The following is a 14,953-nucleotide window of genomic DNA, read 5'->3' on the forward strand; positions in this document are numbered from 1 at the left end:
TTCGCCGCTTGCCGTGGCGAGCAGCGCAAGGAGATACTTTACTCTCCCGTTTCCCTCTTGTCAAGAACTTTTTTCAATTTCTTTCAAAAAGTTTTTGAGGTTGATGGCTTCCACCATCGTCCCTTGACCAAGTGAGTCACGGTGCTGTGTTCTCTCCTCGAAAACGCAGCCCGAATATAATACCGAGCACCCCTACGTTTGACAAGAGGTAATTTTAACTTTTTTCAAAATTTGGGTGAAGAAGGGCGGCGTGGGCGGTGTTATAGTGGCGAAACCGCAGGTGGCGGGTGGTGTGCTGCGTTTGCATGGGCGTGAAGAAAGGTATCTTGAGCCTTCGGATGACTGACTAGCTGATGCCAAGCGGGTCTCGACGGGCACTGAATTGTCGTTGGAGGGCAGTGGGTACCTTATACTAGAGAGTGTCGGCCGCTTTCACTTCTCTTTTTGTCTTCCTTATAAGGAGTGGGTGCAGTGGGCGATTCAGGCGAGAGGAGTTGCGCATGGGTGAACAGACGATAGCTACCGCGAACGCCGAGGGCGTTGTTATTGCGCTGCCAGCACATGCGCTGCGTGCCCTTGAGTTGTTGGAGGGCGCAGGGTATGAGGCGTGGTGCGTGGGAGGGTTTGTGCGCGATGCGCTGTTGGGGCGGCCGGGCGACGATGTGGACCTTGCCACCAACGCGGCGTGGACTGACGTGCAGCGCGTGTTCGAAGACGCGGGCTATCGGACCCATGAGACGGGTGTGAAACACGGCACGCTCACCGTAATAGTGGAGGGCGAGGCACTGGAAATTACCACGTACCGTACCGACGGTATATATAGTGATGCGCGTCACCCCGAGGCCGTCACCTTCGTGCGCACGATAGAGGAAGATCTTGCGCGGCGCGACTTTACTATCAATGCGCTTGCGTACCACCCCACCCGCGGGCTGTTGGACCCGTATGGTGGCGTGGAGGACATGCGCGCGGGAATCATACGCGCCGTGGGTGAGCCCGCCAAGCGCTTCTCCGAGGACGCGCTGCGTATCTTGCGGGCGTGCCGGTTTTGCGCGCAGCTGGGCTTCTCGCTTGACCCGGACACCTATGCGGGCATGATGGCGAACAAATGCCAGCTTTCGCGCATTTCGGCCGAACGTATCACTCACGAGTTGGATCGCTTCCTTTTGGGGGCATTCGCGGGCGAGGCGCTGATGCGCACTGTTGATGTGATCTCTGCGGTGCTGCCGGAGCTGGTGGCCATGAAGGGGTTCAACCAACACACGCCTTACCATATATATGATGTTCTTGAACACACGGCGCATGCGGTGCAGGCTGCAGTGCCTGAGCGGCTGGTGCGCTGGGCGGCGCTCTTCCACGACACCGGCAAGCCGGCGGCGTTTTTCCAGGATGCGGAAGGCACGGGGCACTTTTACGGTCACGCAAAGATCAGCGTAGAGTTGGCACGCTGCTCCATGAATAAGCTGCTGCTGTCCCCTGCGTTCCGCGACCGGGTGCTTGTACTCATTGAACGCCACGACGATGTGATAGAGCCCACGCCCAAAGCGGTGAAGCGGGCACTCGCGCGACTGGGGGGCGATACGGAGTTGTTCCGTGCTCTGTGCGCGCTCAAGCGGGCGGATGCGGCAGCCCAGGCGCCGCAGTGCGCGGGGCGCGTGGCGCTGGCCGATGAGTTGGAAGTGATTCTTGATGAGTTGCTGGCGGCCGACGAGGCGTTCACGTTGAAGAAGCTTGCCCTTGATGGGCGCGCGGTGATGGCGGCCGGCGTTGCGCAGGGGCCGGATGTGGGTGCGGTGCTGGCCGCGGCGCTCGACGCGGTGATTGATGAGCGCGTGCCGAACGAAAAGGACGCGCTGCTTGGCTTCGTAAAGGAGTGGCTTGGCGCGCGTGCGGATGCTGAGGGTGAGTCTCGCTGACGCTATGCCTCTTCGATTTCGCTTCCCCCTTCGCCTTCTTCTTCGCCTTCCTTATAGTGGTGGCTTCTCGCGGCCACTGGACGTGGCGAACCTTTTACGGGTGGCCCACCTGCGCGCAACGATAGCGTGCGGCGGTGCGGTGCGGTGCTTCCCTGCTTCTATACTGGGCCGACTAGTGCGCAGACGTGCAGGTACGCGAGGAAGCGAGGCGCCATGGCAACCATGATGGCAGAACGGCAAAGCGAACAAACTCCCGACACTCAGACAGACACCCGCGCCGAGGCCCTTGAGGGGGCGGCGCGATCCATGAGCATTACTATCACGAAAAACGGCCCCTACGTGGTCTCCGGTGGCGTTCCCCTGCTGCAGGAAATTATCACGCCGGTGGACGGCCATCGCGAGTACCGTCTGCGGCGCTCCTTTCCGCCGGCTCAAACCTATGCGCTCTGTCGCTGCGGGCGCACGAAAACGCCGCCGTTTTGCGACGGCTCGCATATGACGGTGGGGTTTGAGGGTGCCGAAACGGCGAGCAAAGCCCCTTATGAGGAACGTGCCGATATTTATCCGGGGGCAGGCGTATTCCTGATGGACGACAACCGCTGCGCGTATGCACGCTTCTGCCACCGCGAAGACGGCGACGTATGGACGCTCACCGAGCGCTCGGGTGATGCGCGGTTGAAGGACGAAGCGATCAAGGCGTCGTCGGACTGCCCCGCCGGGCGGCTCGTTCACTTTGATGCGGCTGAAGGGGGTTCCTATGAACCGCAACTGGAGCCGTCGATCTCGCTGTTGGAAGACCCTGAGGTGGGTGCCAGCGGGCCGTTGTTCGTGCGCGGCGGCATTCCGCTGATTGGCGCGGATGGCAGCGTGTATGAACTGCGCAACCGCTATGCGCTCTGCCGGTGCGGTTCGTCGCGCAACAAACCGTTTTGCGATGCCATGCATGTGACTGTGTCGTTTTCTGATGGGCTGTTCTAGAGCGCAGGCCGCGGCGGCGAGGCGACGCAACCGGGGACGCCGAGCACCCGGTCGGTGACCCCACAGGCCAAAGTTTCCGAAAAAAGTTGCCAAGAAGGCTTGACGAAGGAAGCGTCACCCCGTAATATATCCACTCGCGCTCGCGTCTTACGACAAACATCGCAGGACGCGCATCGGTAAGCCGATGGGGTGTCGTCTAATGGCAGGACAGCGGTTTCTGGTGCCGTATGTGAGGGTTCGACTCCTTCCACCCCAGCCATTTTTAAGGTATACTGGCACAGCGCAACAACGTGGCTCCGTCGTCTAGCGGTTTAGGACGCCGCCCTCTCAAGGCGGAGGTCGCCGGTTCGAATCCGGTCGGAGCTACCACGAAACTTGCAGGCCGGGGCTTATGCCCCGGCCTTTTGTTTATTCTGCACCAACGGGCACGACGAATGCGTGCGTGTGGCGTCGGGCTGCGGCCGGCGCGGGAAAGGAGCTTCCCATGCAGGTTGATCTCATCATCGAAAGCGAACACGTGTTCACGGGGTGCGAGCCCACCACGCGGTCGGGTGCCGTTGCCTGCGCGGATGGGCACCTTGTGGCCGTGGGGCCGCGCGAGGATGTGCGGACGTTCGCGCGGCAGATGAACGCGGCGAGCGGCGCGGCGGCACCGGAAGTGCGCGACTTCGGCGATGCACTCGTGATGCCGGGGCTTCACGATTCGCACCTGCACTTCTTTCATTCGGCCGTGTACTCGTCACCCCTTGCGACCACCTTTATGGGTACGAGCGAGGCCGACTGCGTGACGCGCATGAAGGCGTTCGCTGCTACGCGCCCGGAAGGTTGGCTGCTCGCCCAGGGATGGCGCGAGTATCGGTGGGAGCCGCCGACCATGCCAACGAAGCGCTCACTTGACGAGGCCTTCCCCACGCGCCCAGTGGCGCTGTATTCAGGTGACGCACACACGCTGTGGCTGAACTCGGTGGCGCTGCACGAGCTGGGGCTTTCGCTTGAAAGCGTGCCGCCGACCGGCGGGTCGTACGACCGTTTCGAAGATGGCGAGTTGACCGGCATTGTGCGCGAGGCGGCGGCCATGGAGCTGATGCCGAAGATCATGGGAGCGTTCAGCAACGCGGAGATCATGGACGCGTACCGCGGGTTCTTCGCCACGTTAGCGCGCAACGGCGTGACGAGCGTATGTGACCTGTCGCTTATGGCACACCCCGGGCTCGACTTCATCCGCGACGATGTGCATGCGGCGCTGCTTGCGCGTGGTGAATTGACGGCGCGCGTGCACGTCTTCCCCACCCTGTTGGCTGACATGAGTCGCTTCGAAGCCATGCGGCAGACGTACACGGGGCCGTATTTGCAAGCGCCGGGGTTCAAGCAATTCTTCGACGGCGTGTCGAGTCAGCATACAGCCTGGGTGAGCGAGCCGTACGCGAACGCGCGCTCGGCGGGAGACTGCGGACGGCCCACGGTGGATGTCGACACCATGCGGACGTTGGTGCTGGCTGCAGCCGCGAAGGGGTATCCCGTGCGCATTCACACGATTGGGGATGCGGCCATTCATGCGGCGCTTGATATCTTTGAGGAAGCGCGCGCAACCTATGGGCCGCTGCCCGAGGGGCGGCGCAACTGCTTGGAACATCTGGAGAACTTCCTGCCTGGCGATGTGGAGCGGCTTGCGAAGTTGCAGGTGGTGGCAGCGGTGCAGCCGCCTCATATGACGCTTGACCCCGGCGGCCCCGAGCGCGACTTGGGACCTGAGCGCGTGCCATACATGTGGCCCTTCCGCACGCTGCTTGACCGGCAAACCGTGTTGGCCTTTGGCACGGACTCGCCCGTGGTGGACGTGAACTCTATGGATGTGCTATACGCAGCCGTGACCAGGCAGGACCCGAAGTCGCACGAGCCGGCGGGCGGCTGGCTTCCCGCCGAGCGTACGGGCATGGCCGAGGCGTTGCGCGCCTACACACAGGGCAGTGCCGCAGCGGCAGGACGGCGCCGCGAGTTGGGTACGCTGGAGGTGGGGATGCTCGCCGACGTGTGCGTACTTGACCGCAACGTGCTTACCTGCGATGTTGCGGACATCCAAAAGACGCAGGTGCTCGCCACATTCATGGGCGGCCGCTGCGTATTCGAACGCTAGGACGACACCGGGCGGCCAGACGAGCAGCGGCGCGCCCGGCGCTATTCCTCGCTGGCCGAGAAGGCCTTGATGGCGGCCTTGTTGCGATACATCGCCTCGTCGGCGCGCTTGAACACCGCATTGAAATCGCAGTCGATAGTTTCGTCGTACACGGCAAGACCACGGGCGAGCGACACGGGGCTCGCCAGCTGCGCGTCGGCATTGACCTGCTCGATCTTTCGTTCTAGATCGTTCAGCAGTTCGCAGCGGCTTGTGAGATCGCGCTGTTCGAGAATGACCACGAATTCGTCTCCCCCGACCCGATAGACTGGGCTGTGCTTAAACACGTCACAGATAATCTTTCCCGAATCAATGATGAGCATATCGCCGAAATCGTGGCCGTGGGTGTCGTTGACATCCTTGAGGTCGTTGATATCAAGTACCACCACACCGAACGCGGGTTTCCCCGATCGTATCTCTTCGTTAAGCCGCTCAACTGCGTCGTTGTAGGCCATCTTGTTCTTCAAGCCGGTGAGTCCGTCGCGATAGGCTAGCCCGTTGATGTATTCCAGATAGCGCCGCAGATGTTCCACCGTTTGCCGGAAGCTTTCCGTGAGGGTGCCCACCTCGTCTTTCGTCCGGCTTTCAAGCTTGATGGACAGGTCGCCGTCGGCGATGCGTTTTGCCGCCCGATCGAGGTCCTTCAGCGGCTGGATAATCCGGCGTGTGACCAGCACCGTAAGCACAATTGAGAGAAGGGCGATGAGCGCAAACGAAATCACATTCTGGAAGATGAGCGCATTCATGGCTGCGTCAATTTCGGACACGGGAGCCGTAATGCCCAGCCGCATTCCGTTATGCAGCGTCGAGAGCGCCATGCGTTTGTCATTGCCGCGCCAGGTGTACGAAAGCAGCCCATTATCTGAAGCCGAAGCAACCATCTGGTCAGCCGTTGGCTGTAAGCCCTGTTCCAGGTCGGCCATGAGGGATCCGTGCGGTGCCGATTTGTGGCTGAGGATGCGTGCGTCGTCGTCTACAAGGAACGCGTACCCCGTGTCGTAAATGCGAATGTCCTTCACGATGTGCTCGATGACTTCGAAATCGATGTCCATGCCCACCACGCCGATGGCCACGCCGTCGCGATAGAGCGGGATGACGTAGGAGATCATCTGCACGCCGATGTTTTTGTTCTGGTAGGGCATCATCCAGAGCGGTTTGCCGTTTTCGATGGGCTGGTAGTACCACCCCACGTGCTCCACATCCTCCGCGCTGTAGCGTGAGATGTCGGTGGGTTTGAGTTCGGTGAAAGAGCCGCTGCGATCGGTGCGGCTCCAGAAGAGGCCTGCCGTGGAAGGGGCCAGGTCAGGACTGAAACGCACGTACACCGCGAGCGCGCCTTCGGTGTTGTTGGCGGCGTTGAGCGCGACGGCGCGAATCTGGTCGGTGACGGTGTCGACGTAGCTCGCATCGTCGTGGAAGCGCGTGAGGTCGGTAATTTGTCCGGCGGAGTATTCGGCAAGCGTATTGACCGATTGCTCGATGCGCAGCAAAAGCGCATCAATTTCTTGCGCGCGATCGTCGCAGGTGAGGTTCATGATGCGGCCGGAGTCCTCGTCGATCACGCGCCCTGCACTCAGGATGCCCGCGCCGCCGATTACGGCCGCCGAAAGCAACACGCATCCGAAGATGAGCAGTATGAACTTGGTTTGGATCGATTTCACGAAAGGCCTTTCCAGCCACCGACGCTTTGCTACCGTTCAGAGAGCAGACGAACTTTAGCATGGGCGTTCAGGGCCGTAAAGGCATTGAACTTATAAGTGAGGATAGCGAAAGGCGCTCTGGGGCGAAGCCTACTCGTACTCCCACATATGGTTAAGCGGGCCGCTTCCGTGGCCAAGGTTGAGACCAGCGGCCAGGGCACCGTAGACGTAGTCCTTGGCGGCACGCACGGCCTGCTCGGTGGTGAAGCCCTGGGCGAGGCCGCAGGCGATGGCGGACGAAAGCGTGCAGCCGGTGCCGTGCGTGTTCGGCGTGTCGATGCGCGGGGCGCGCAGCCAGAGTGCAGGGGCGTCTGCGCTGGTGACGAGCACGTCATCGGCGCTTTCGGCAGCGTGGCCACCTTTTACGAGCACCGCACCCTTCCCTACCGCGGTCAGCTGGCGGGCGGCGCGTTCGAGGGATGCCTCGTCATTGGCCGGGAAGCCGCAAAGAACCGCCGCTTCGGGCATGTTCGGCGTGAGGACATCCGCAAGGGGAAGCAGGTGCTGAGTGAGGGCGCGCACGGCGTCTTCGTCGATGAGGCGCGCGCCGCTTGTGGCCACCATGACGGGGTCGACCACGATGTTGGCTGCTTTGTGCGCTTGCAGGCGCTCGGCTATCGCTTCGATGATGGCGGCCGAGGACACCATGCCAATTTTGACCGCAGCGGGGCGAATGTCTTCGAAGACGGCGTCGATCTGCGCGGCGACAAACGCAGGGTCTATGGCAACCACGCCGGTCACGCCGAGCGTGTTTTGCGCCGTGAGCGCCGTGAGCGCGGTTTCGGCGAACAGGCGGTGCGCCGCGATGGTTTTGATGTCGGCCTGAATGCCGGCACCGCCGCTTGAGTCCGATCCGGCAATACTGAGCACTGCTTCCATGGTGGCCTCCTTTGGTGGCTAGACGCTGAGGGTGTCGCGCACGAGGGTGCGCAGCGTATGGGCGCTTGCACGGATGTCGTCGGCGGCGAAGAGGGCCGATACGACGGCCACGCCATCGGTGCCGGTGCCCGCAAGCGCAGGCACCGTTTCGGCATTGAGCCCGCCGATGGCAACAACCGGAATGTCAACCGCGGCGCGGATAGCGGCAAGACCTTCGACGCCGACGTCGGCGGCATCGGGTTTCGTGGCCGTACCGAATATGGCACCGACGCCCAGGTAGTTAGCGCCGTCGGCCTGGGCGGCGAGCGCCTGGTCGACGGTTTGCACCGACACGCCCACGATGGCTTCGGGGCCGAGCTTGGCGCGCGCGGCGGTGCAGGCGGCGTCGCTTTGACCCACATGTACGCCATCGGCGCCGGCCGCGAGCGCGGCTTCCACGTCGTCGTTAACGATGAGCGGCACGTCTGCTGCCTGGCAAAGGGGCAGGAGTGCTTGTGCCTGGCGTACCACTTCCGCCGACGGCGCGCCTTTTTCGCGCAGCTGCACACAGGTGACGCCACCCGCAAGCGCCTCGGCCACGCACTCCGCGAGCGTGCGGCTGTCGAGCCACGCACGGTCGGTCACCGCATAGAGCGCCATCGCGCGCCGAAGGGATTCTCGTGGGTACATGAGGGTCTTCTTTCTGCTTGTTAGTGTGCCAGTTCTTCTACCTTGGCACCTTGTTCCAGGGCATCACCGGTGAGGTTGAAGAGGATGTCGAGAAGATAGGTGCGGAAGGAGCCGTTGCCGTCGAAGCCACCCATGCGCCCCTGGGCCGTCTGGCCGGCGAGACCCATGGCCGCCACGGCTGCCACCTGGGATTCCAACAGCGCGTCGGGGTTCGCCACAGCGAAGGCAGCGCAGATGCACGTGAGCATGCAGCCCGCACCCGTGATGCGGCCCATGAGCGCACTGCCGTTGCGGATGGCGAACGCGCGGTTCGCATCAGCCACAATGTCGATGGCACCCGTGATGGCAACCACGGCACCCGTCTGTGCCGCGAAGTCGCGGGCGAACGCCGCGCTGGCTGCCAGGTTGTCCTCGGTGACCGCGTCGTCCGGGCATACATCGACGCCGCGCGTGGACGCCGCGCCGCCGGCAAGCGCCTTCACTTCGGACATATTGCCGCGAATGACGGCGATGGGGAACTTGTCAAGTAAGTCACCCGCCGTGGTGGTGCGCAGGGTAGAAGCCCCCGCCCCCACCGGATCGAGCACAATGGGATGGCCCAGTTCAGCCGCACGTTCGCCCGCTGCGAACATGCCTTCAATGGTGTGCTGGTTGAGCGTACCGATGTTGAGCACGAGGCCACCGCAGATGGTTTGGATGTCGCGCACGTCGTTCGGCTCGTCGCTCATGATGGGACTTGCGCCAATGGCCAAGAGCGCGTTCGCGCAGTCGTTCACCGTCACGTAGTTGGTAATGTTGTGCACCAGCGGCGTCGTAGCACGGACAGTATCAAGAGCAGCTTTCAAAGCGAAGGGTTGCATGGGTTATTCCTTTCCCAGGTCAATTGTTAGTCCGTTCATAATCTGGTTTACCGTGCGCATGGCGCACATTTCGCCGCACATGGTGCAGGTGCCGTCCGTCGAAGGCGGGGCGCTTTCGAAATACGCGCGGGCGCGCACCGGGTCGAGCGCTTCGGCGAACATGCCCTCCCAGTCCACGCGGCGGCGGGCATCGCTCATGCGGTTGTCGCGGTCGCGCGCACCGGGCACGCCCTTCGCGATGTCGGCGGCGTGGGCAGCAATCTTGGTGGCCACAAGGCCTTCGCGCACGTCAGCCGCATCGGGCAGGCGCAGGTGTTCGGCCGGTGTGACGTAGCAGAGGAAGTCCGCGCCCGCAGCGGCGGCCACCGCGCCACCAATGGCGGCCGTGATGTGGTCATACCCCGGCGCGATGTCGGTCACGAGCGGCCCCAGCACGTAGAAGGGCGCGTCGTGACAGAGCCGCTTCTCCAGCTTCATGTTGGCAGCAATCTCGTCGAGCGCCATGTGGCCGGGGCCTTCCACCATCACCTGCACGCCCGCGTCCCACGCGCGGCGCGTGAGCTTCCCAATCTCGATGAGTTCGGCTATCTGACCTGCGTCGGTGGCATCGTAGGTGCTCCCGGGGCGCATCGCGTCACCGAGGCTAATGGTGCAGTCGTGCTCGTGCAGGATGGCCAGCACCTCGTCGTAGAACTCGTAGAAGGGGTTCTCGTTGCCGGTGGCTTCCATCCACGCGAATATGAGCGAGCCGCCGCGGCTTACTATATTAGTAAGGCGGCCCGTTTCGCGGAACGACTCGATGACCCGGCGGTTCATGCCGGCGTGAATGGTGACGAAGTCAACGCCGTCCTCGGCATGTGCGCGCACAACATTGAGGAAGTCCGCCGCCGTGATGCCCACGAGCGGCTTTTCCAAGTACCCTATGGCGTCATACAGAGGCACGGTGCCAATCATGGCTGGCGACTTCTCGATGAGCGCGCGGCGGAAGGCGGCCGTTTTGCCGCTGTTGGAGAGGTCCATGATGGCCTCGGCGCCCAGCTCAAGCGCCACGTCCACCTTCTTCCATTCCTCGGCCTCGTTGGCGAGGTCGCCCGAGATCCCTAAGTTAACATTCACTTTCGTGTGCAAGCCACCGCCCACGCCCTCGGGCGAAAGCGATGTGTGGTGGATGTTTGCGGGGATGGCAATGCGCCCGGCCGCCACGCCCTCGCGGATGAATTCGGGGTCGCGGCCCTCTTTGCGCGCCACGGCTTCCATCTGGCGCGTCACCGTACCAGCCCGCGCAGCGTCGATCTGCGTGACGGTTCCGTCACGCGGCGCATTAACATGCGTCATAGAACTCCCTTCGTTGGCATTACCCATGTCAGGTTCTTCGGGTCGAAGCGTGACGGCGCTTCCTCTCAGCCTGCCCGGCCGCAACGCGGCTGCAAGCTCCCCGGTATGAAAAGGTGCGAACACAGTATAGGCGAAGCGCCGCTTGCCGCACTCCCCCATTTCGCGCAAAGCGCGAAAACTCACGTTGATAGGTAGGTTCTGGTGGAGAGTGTCATCCCTGAGCGAAGGCGGCGAAGCCGCCGGAGTCGCGACGCAAAGCTAGTCCCGTAGGGGAAGGATCCCGTGCGGCGCTAGCAGGAAGACTCACGGTTGACACCGCACGGGATCCTTCGACTCGCTTCGCTCGCTCAGGATGACAAGAGGCGCGTTTTGCGGTGTTTCACAATTAGGATGACAGAGAAGGAAATGCATCAAGGCAAAGGATAAAAAACGTAGAGTGTGCCCTCTTCGACGGCGATTCTTGCGGGTTCGCCGGTGAGTTCGTTGGAGAGGCCGCGGGAGGTGCGGTTGGTGAGGTCTTCGTCGTTGAGCGAGTATTCCAGGCCGCGCTCGATGACGCCGCGGACGCGATCGTTTGCGGCGAGCACCGACACGGTGCCTGCATCGAGGTCGGGCAGTTCCAGCACGTCAGGGCCCGTGAGCAAGCGCAGAGCGAAGGTGTCGCCAACCGCCGTCACATACAGCTCGCGCTCGGAGAACGTGGCAAACAATTGCAGGTTCGCAATGGTGTGATCCAGCCGACCTCCCAGCGCACCATAAATGATAAGTTCGTCGTAATCCCAGGCCACGGCCTTCTCAAGCGCCAGCTCCATGTCGCTTTTGTCCTTCTTCACGGGGTGGCGCGACACGCGCCGACACTTCGGCACATAGCCAAGCGAATCGAAGTCGCCCACCGCCATGTCGGGCGCAATTCCCAGCGCCTCAAGGTGAGCAAACCCCGCGTCAACCGCAATCACGAACTCAAACAAGCCCGCGTCATAGCGCGCCTTGAAATCCTCAGCGTTAAAGTCAGAAGCCCCCACCAAAGCACACGTGGCCATTATTGTTCTCCTTATACCCACCATCACGGTTCACCCAGGTCAGAAATGAGCGCCCCACGCACCCCAAAAGCGCGCAGGTAGGTTCACCTTATCTCCCCGGTCCACCTGTGCTAGAATACCATACGCGAGCGGGCCAGACGATCGCGCACTTCGGTGTGAGGAAAGTCCGGGCTCCACAGGGCAGGATGCCAGCTAACGGCTGGGCGGGGCGACCCGACGGAAAGTGCCACAGAAAAGAAAACTCCCCCGTGACCACGCGCTTCGGCGCGCCACAACGGGAGAAAAGCTGAAACGGTGCGGTAAGAGCGCACCAGCGCGTCGGCAACGGCGCGGCTTGGAAAACCCCATCCGGAGCAAGCGCAAATAGGAACGCGACACGGTGGCCCGCCGTACGTTCGGGTTGCGTGCTTAAGGCGTCTGGCGACAGACGCCTCAGATAAATGGTCGTCCAACGACAGAACCCGGCTTATCGACCCGCTCGCACTTCCCACCTCCGAAAACTTTTCTGTCACAGGACGCGAGTTGCGGCGTCTAACTCTGTGCATGGGAAACGATGGGCGTTTCCCCGCTTTGACGAAAGGTGATGAACATGCAACCTGAAACCCCTGATCCTACGTTCGATCTCGTCGATCGCGCGGTGGCTGGCGACACGCAGGCGCTTGAGCAGCTGTTGGCATCGACGCACGGACTAGTGTTTAACCTGGCGCTGCGCTTCCTGGGCACCATCCCCGATGCGGAAGATGCCGCGCAGGAAATTGCCGTCAAAATCATGACGCACCTGTCCACCTTCCGCAAGGAAAGCGCATTTTCTACCTGGATCTACCGCATTGCGGTGAACCACCTGAAGGACTGCCGCACGCACCGATTCGCGAACGCGCCGTTCAGCTTCGAAATGTACGGCGCCGACATCACTGACGAGCGGGCACGCAACGTGCCCGACCTTTCCGAGGGCGTCGACCGCAACCTGCTGGCGAGCGAGCTGAAGCTGTCGTGCACGAACGTGATGCTGCAGTGCCTCGACGCGGACAGCCGCATGGCGTATGTGCTGGGCACGATGTTCAAGGTGGACAGCGCCACGGCGGCCGACGCGCTCGGCATCACGCCCGAGGCCTACCGGCAGCGGCTCTCGCGCGCACGGCGCACCGTGGCGGAATTCCTGCGCGCATACTGCCAGCACGGAGGCTCCGAAACGTGCTCGTGCACGCGGCGCGTGGACTTCGCCATTGCCACGCACCGGCTGGCCCCGCACGACTTGGAGTACAGCCGCCTTTCGGAGGAAGAGCGCGCCACGGGTGCGTTTGTCGAGGCCATGGACGAGTTGGACGGCTACTCGTGCCTGTTCGACGAACTGCCTACCTACCGCCCCACCCCGCGCGCGAAGGAACTGCTGGAAACGTGCATGGCCACGGCGAGTTTCGCCACGGTGGCGGACGGGCGCGCCGAAGCAGGCAAGGGGGTGCACCGTGGGTAACGCCACCATGTTGGAGTTTCTGGCGGAGTTACACGAGAACAACTCCTACGACTGGATGCACGCCCACGAGCAGCAGAAGAAGGACGCGCAGGAGGCGTTTGTCGCGCTGGTGGCCAGCCTCGTGGCCGAACTCGCCGTTGACAAGCCGGAACTAGCCGCGCTTGAGGCAAAGGACCTTGTGTTTCGCATCAACCGCGACACGCGGTTTTCCGACGACAAGTCGCCCTACAACCCGACATTCCGCGCGCACATTTCGCCGGCCGGGCGCGCGCCCGTGCCCGTGGGGTATTTCATCAGCCTGACGCCCGGCGGCACGTTCGCCGGCGGCGGCCTGTTCGCGCCGCACTTCAAGGACGCGACGCGGATGGTGCGCGAAGCGATTGCCTCCGATCCCGCAGGGTTCTTGGGGATGGTGGAAGCACCCGCGTTCAAGGAACGCTTCCACTTTGTTGGCACGCCGCTCAAGCGTGTGCCCGCTGGCTTCGACGCAGAAAGCCCCGCCGCCGAGTACCTCAAGTGCAAGTGCTGGGCCGTTGAGGACTTCCTCGACGACGCCGTAGTGGCTGATGACGCGGCATGCCGCCAAGCGTTTCTGGAAAGCTTCCACGCCATGCGAGCATTCAACCAGTGGCTAAACGATGCCCTCAAAGGCTTCGAGATGCCGACGCGCTAGCACGAAAGCGCAGGTCAAGGATGGGTTCTCCGCCTTTGGCGGAGAGGGCGCCCCTACGAGGGTTGCCGTTCTTGCGAAAAAGACTTGCGAGTACGCGCCCCCGTCATGGTGATAGGGAGAAGGATGCCTTGTGGTTTAATAGATAGCGCGAAGCGCGTCACACTTTTACCCTTGTGCGGGGAAGAGGGTGTAGGCGCGGCCCTCTTTGGTTTCGTGGGGTTGGATAGTCACACCGAAGGCGTGTTCGATGGCGTGGGCGGCAAGCACTTCGTCCACGGCGCCGGCGCAGGTGGCTCTTCCCCGCTCCATTACCAGCAGGCGGTCGGAGTAGCGCAGGGCCAGGTCGAGGTCGTGGATGACCATGACGATAGTCTTGCCATGGTCGCGGTTGAGGGTGCGCACGAGTTCCATCGTTTCGTGGCACGCGCGAATATCGAGGTAGGTGGTGGGCTCGTCAAGCACGATGAGGTCGGTGTCTTGCGCGAGCGTCATCGCGATAAACGCGCGCTGGCGCTCGCCGCCGGAGAGGCGACGCAGTTCATGGTCGCGAAACCGCGCGATACCCGCCAGCTCAAGCGCGTGTTCCACGTGCTCGCGATCTTCCCGAGAGAGTCGCCCCTGATGCGATTGATACGGATAGCGCCCGCACGCCACGAGCGCCTCCACCGTCATCGCCGGCGGCCGCGACGCCTGCGCCAAAACAGCCACCCGCCGCGCCCGCTCCTTCGCCTTCATCGACAACGTGGGCACCCCATCCACGAACACCTCACCCACACGCGGCCGCAGCAGCCCGTCCACCAACTTCACCAACGTAGACTTCCCACACCCATTCGGCCCTACCACACTAGTCACCGCCCCATGAGGAAACGAAGCCGAAAGCCCCTCGATAAACGGCTCTTCCCCATACGAGAACGAAACGCCGCGCACTTCAATTGCAGGGGAATCACATTCAGCAACCGGTGCTTCTGATGCCGGAGTGACGGGGGTCGGGGGATCCGCCGCGAGTTCCGCACGAGCCTCACCAGCAGAAACAACAGGTCCAGCGACCTCTGATCCCGGCTGTAGCATCTGGGTGGCGGGGGTCTGATGCGAGTTCCGCACGAGCCGAACGTCCCTGTGGGACGTTCGTGCGAGCAGGACTGTCTGAGCAGCAGACTCCCGCCGCCCAGACGCGTCCCAGGGAGCAGTCGCATTGTTCAAGGCCGCTGCAAGTTTCGCGCGAACAGGACTGTCTGAGCGCCGGACTCCCCGACCCTCGTCCC

General features: G+C 62.6%; 12 protein-coding genes, 2 tRNA genes, 1 other RNA gene and 1 riboswitch. Of the genes, 8 read left to right on the forward strand and 7 right to left on the reverse strand.

Annotated elements, in window-relative coordinates; genetic code table 11:
- Positions 1-500 precede the first annotated feature (500 nt).
- The 5 genes from QNJ86_RS08475 to QNJ86_RS08495 all read left to right on the forward strand — a co-directional run bounded on the left by QNJ86_RS08475 (position 501) and on the right by QNJ86_RS08495 (position 5,025).
- Positions 501-1,913 (forward strand): CCA tRNA nucleotidyltransferase, encoded by a 1,413-nt coding sequence (locus QNJ86_RS08475; RefSeq protein ID WP_283832180.1) that lies wholly within the window; start codon positions 501-503, stop codon positions 1,911-1,913.
- Positions 1,914-2,126: 213 nt separating this feature from the next.
- The gene (locus QNJ86_RS08480) at positions 2,127-2,891 is read left to right on the forward strand and encodes a CDGSH iron-sulfur domain-containing protein (RefSeq protein WP_283832181.1); all 765 of its coding nucleotides are present in this window, start codon (positions 2,127-2,129) and stop codon (positions 2,889-2,891) included.
- Positions 2,892-3,076: 185 nt separating this feature from the next.
- Positions 3,077-3,150 (forward strand) — tRNA-Gln (locus QNJ86_RS08485).
- Positions 3,151-3,183: 33 nt separating this feature from the next.
- A tRNA-Glu gene (locus QNJ86_RS08490) sits at positions 3,184-3,260 on the forward strand.
- Between the two features lie 115 nt (positions 3,261-3,375).
- A complete protein-coding gene (locus QNJ86_RS08495) occupies positions 3,376-5,025 on the forward strand; it encodes an amidohydrolase (protein ID WP_283832182.1) in 1,650 nt (549 codons plus the stop codon).
- A gap of 41 nt (positions 5,026-5,066) precedes the next feature.
- Here the strand turns inward: QNJ86_RS08495 and QNJ86_RS08500 are convergent, their stop codons facing one another.
- The 6 genes from QNJ86_RS08500 to QNJ86_RS08525 form a co-directional block, all read right to left on the reverse strand.
- Positions 5,067-6,725, reverse strand: a complete 1,659-nt coding sequence (locus QNJ86_RS08500) for a sensor domain-containing diguanylate cyclase (protein WP_283832183.1) — start codon at positions 6,723-6,725, stop codon at positions 5,067-5,069.
- Positions 6,726-6,854: 129 nt separating this feature from the next.
- Entirely contained in the window at positions 6,855-7,643 is a 789-nt protein-coding gene (gene thiD / locus QNJ86_RS08505; protein WP_283832184.1) for a bifunctional hydroxymethylpyrimidine kinase/phosphomethylpyrimidine kinase, read from the reverse strand.
- Positions 7,644-7,661: 18 nt separating this feature from the next.
- Positions 7,662-8,312 (reverse strand): thiamine phosphate synthase, encoded by a 651-nt coding sequence (gene thiE, locus QNJ86_RS08510; protein ID WP_283832185.1) that lies wholly within the window; start codon positions 8,310-8,312, stop codon positions 7,662-7,664.
- A 20-nt stretch (positions 8,313-8,332) separates the two neighbouring features.
- A complete protein-coding gene (gene thiM, locus QNJ86_RS08515) occupies positions 8,333-9,172 on the reverse strand; it encodes a hydroxyethylthiazole kinase (protein ID WP_283832186.1) in 840 nt (279 codons plus the stop codon).
- Positions 9,173-9,175: 3 nt separating this feature from the next.
- Complete coding sequence (gene thiC / locus QNJ86_RS08520; protein WP_283832187.1) at positions 9,176-10,507, reverse strand: phosphomethylpyrimidine synthase ThiC; 1,332 nt, start codon at positions 10,505-10,507, stop codon at positions 9,176-9,178.
- Positions 10,496-10,620: riboswitch (TPP riboswitch) on the reverse strand. It overlaps the preceding gene by 12 nt.
- A gap of 297 nt (positions 10,621-10,917) precedes the next feature.
- Positions 10,918-11,547 (reverse strand): thiamine diphosphokinase, encoded by a 630-nt coding sequence (locus tag QNJ86_RS08525; protein ID WP_283832188.1) that lies wholly within the window; start codon positions 11,545-11,547, stop codon positions 10,918-10,920.
- 125 nt (positions 11,548-11,672) lie between these two features.
- On the opposite strand from QNJ86_RS08525, the gene rnpB reads away from it, so the two are divergent.
- The 3 genes from rnpB (at position 11,673) to QNJ86_RS08540 (ending at position 13,691) form a co-directional block, all read left to right on the forward strand.
- Positions 11,673-12,032: RNase P RNA component class A (rnpB, locus tag QNJ86_RS08530), an RNA gene on the forward strand.
- 104 nt (positions 12,033-12,136) lie between these two features.
- Complete coding sequence (locus QNJ86_RS08535; protein ID WP_283832189.1) at positions 12,137-13,018, forward strand: RNA polymerase sigma factor; 882 nt, start codon at positions 12,137-12,139, stop codon at positions 13,016-13,018.
- Positions 13,011-13,691, forward strand: a complete 681-nt coding sequence (locus QNJ86_RS08540; RefSeq protein WP_283832190.1) for a DUF2461 domain-containing protein — start codon at positions 13,011-13,013, stop codon at positions 13,689-13,691. The genes QNJ86_RS08535 and QNJ86_RS08540 overlap by 8 nt, the downstream gene beginning before the upstream one ends.
- Positions 13,692-13,856: 165 nt before the next feature.
- On the opposite strand, the gene QNJ86_RS08545 is transcribed toward QNJ86_RS08540, so the two are convergent.
- Complete coding sequence (locus QNJ86_RS08545; RefSeq protein WP_283832237.1) at positions 13,857-14,618, reverse strand: ABC transporter ATP-binding protein; 762 nt, start codon at positions 14,616-14,618, stop codon at positions 13,857-13,859.
- Between the last annotated feature and the right edge of the window lie 335 nt (positions 14,619-14,953).

It is taken from the genome of Gordonibacter faecis, from assembly GCF_030077735.1.
GTDB lineage: Bacteria > Actinomycetota > Coriobacteriia > Coriobacteriales > Eggerthellaceae > Gordonibacter > Gordonibacter faecis.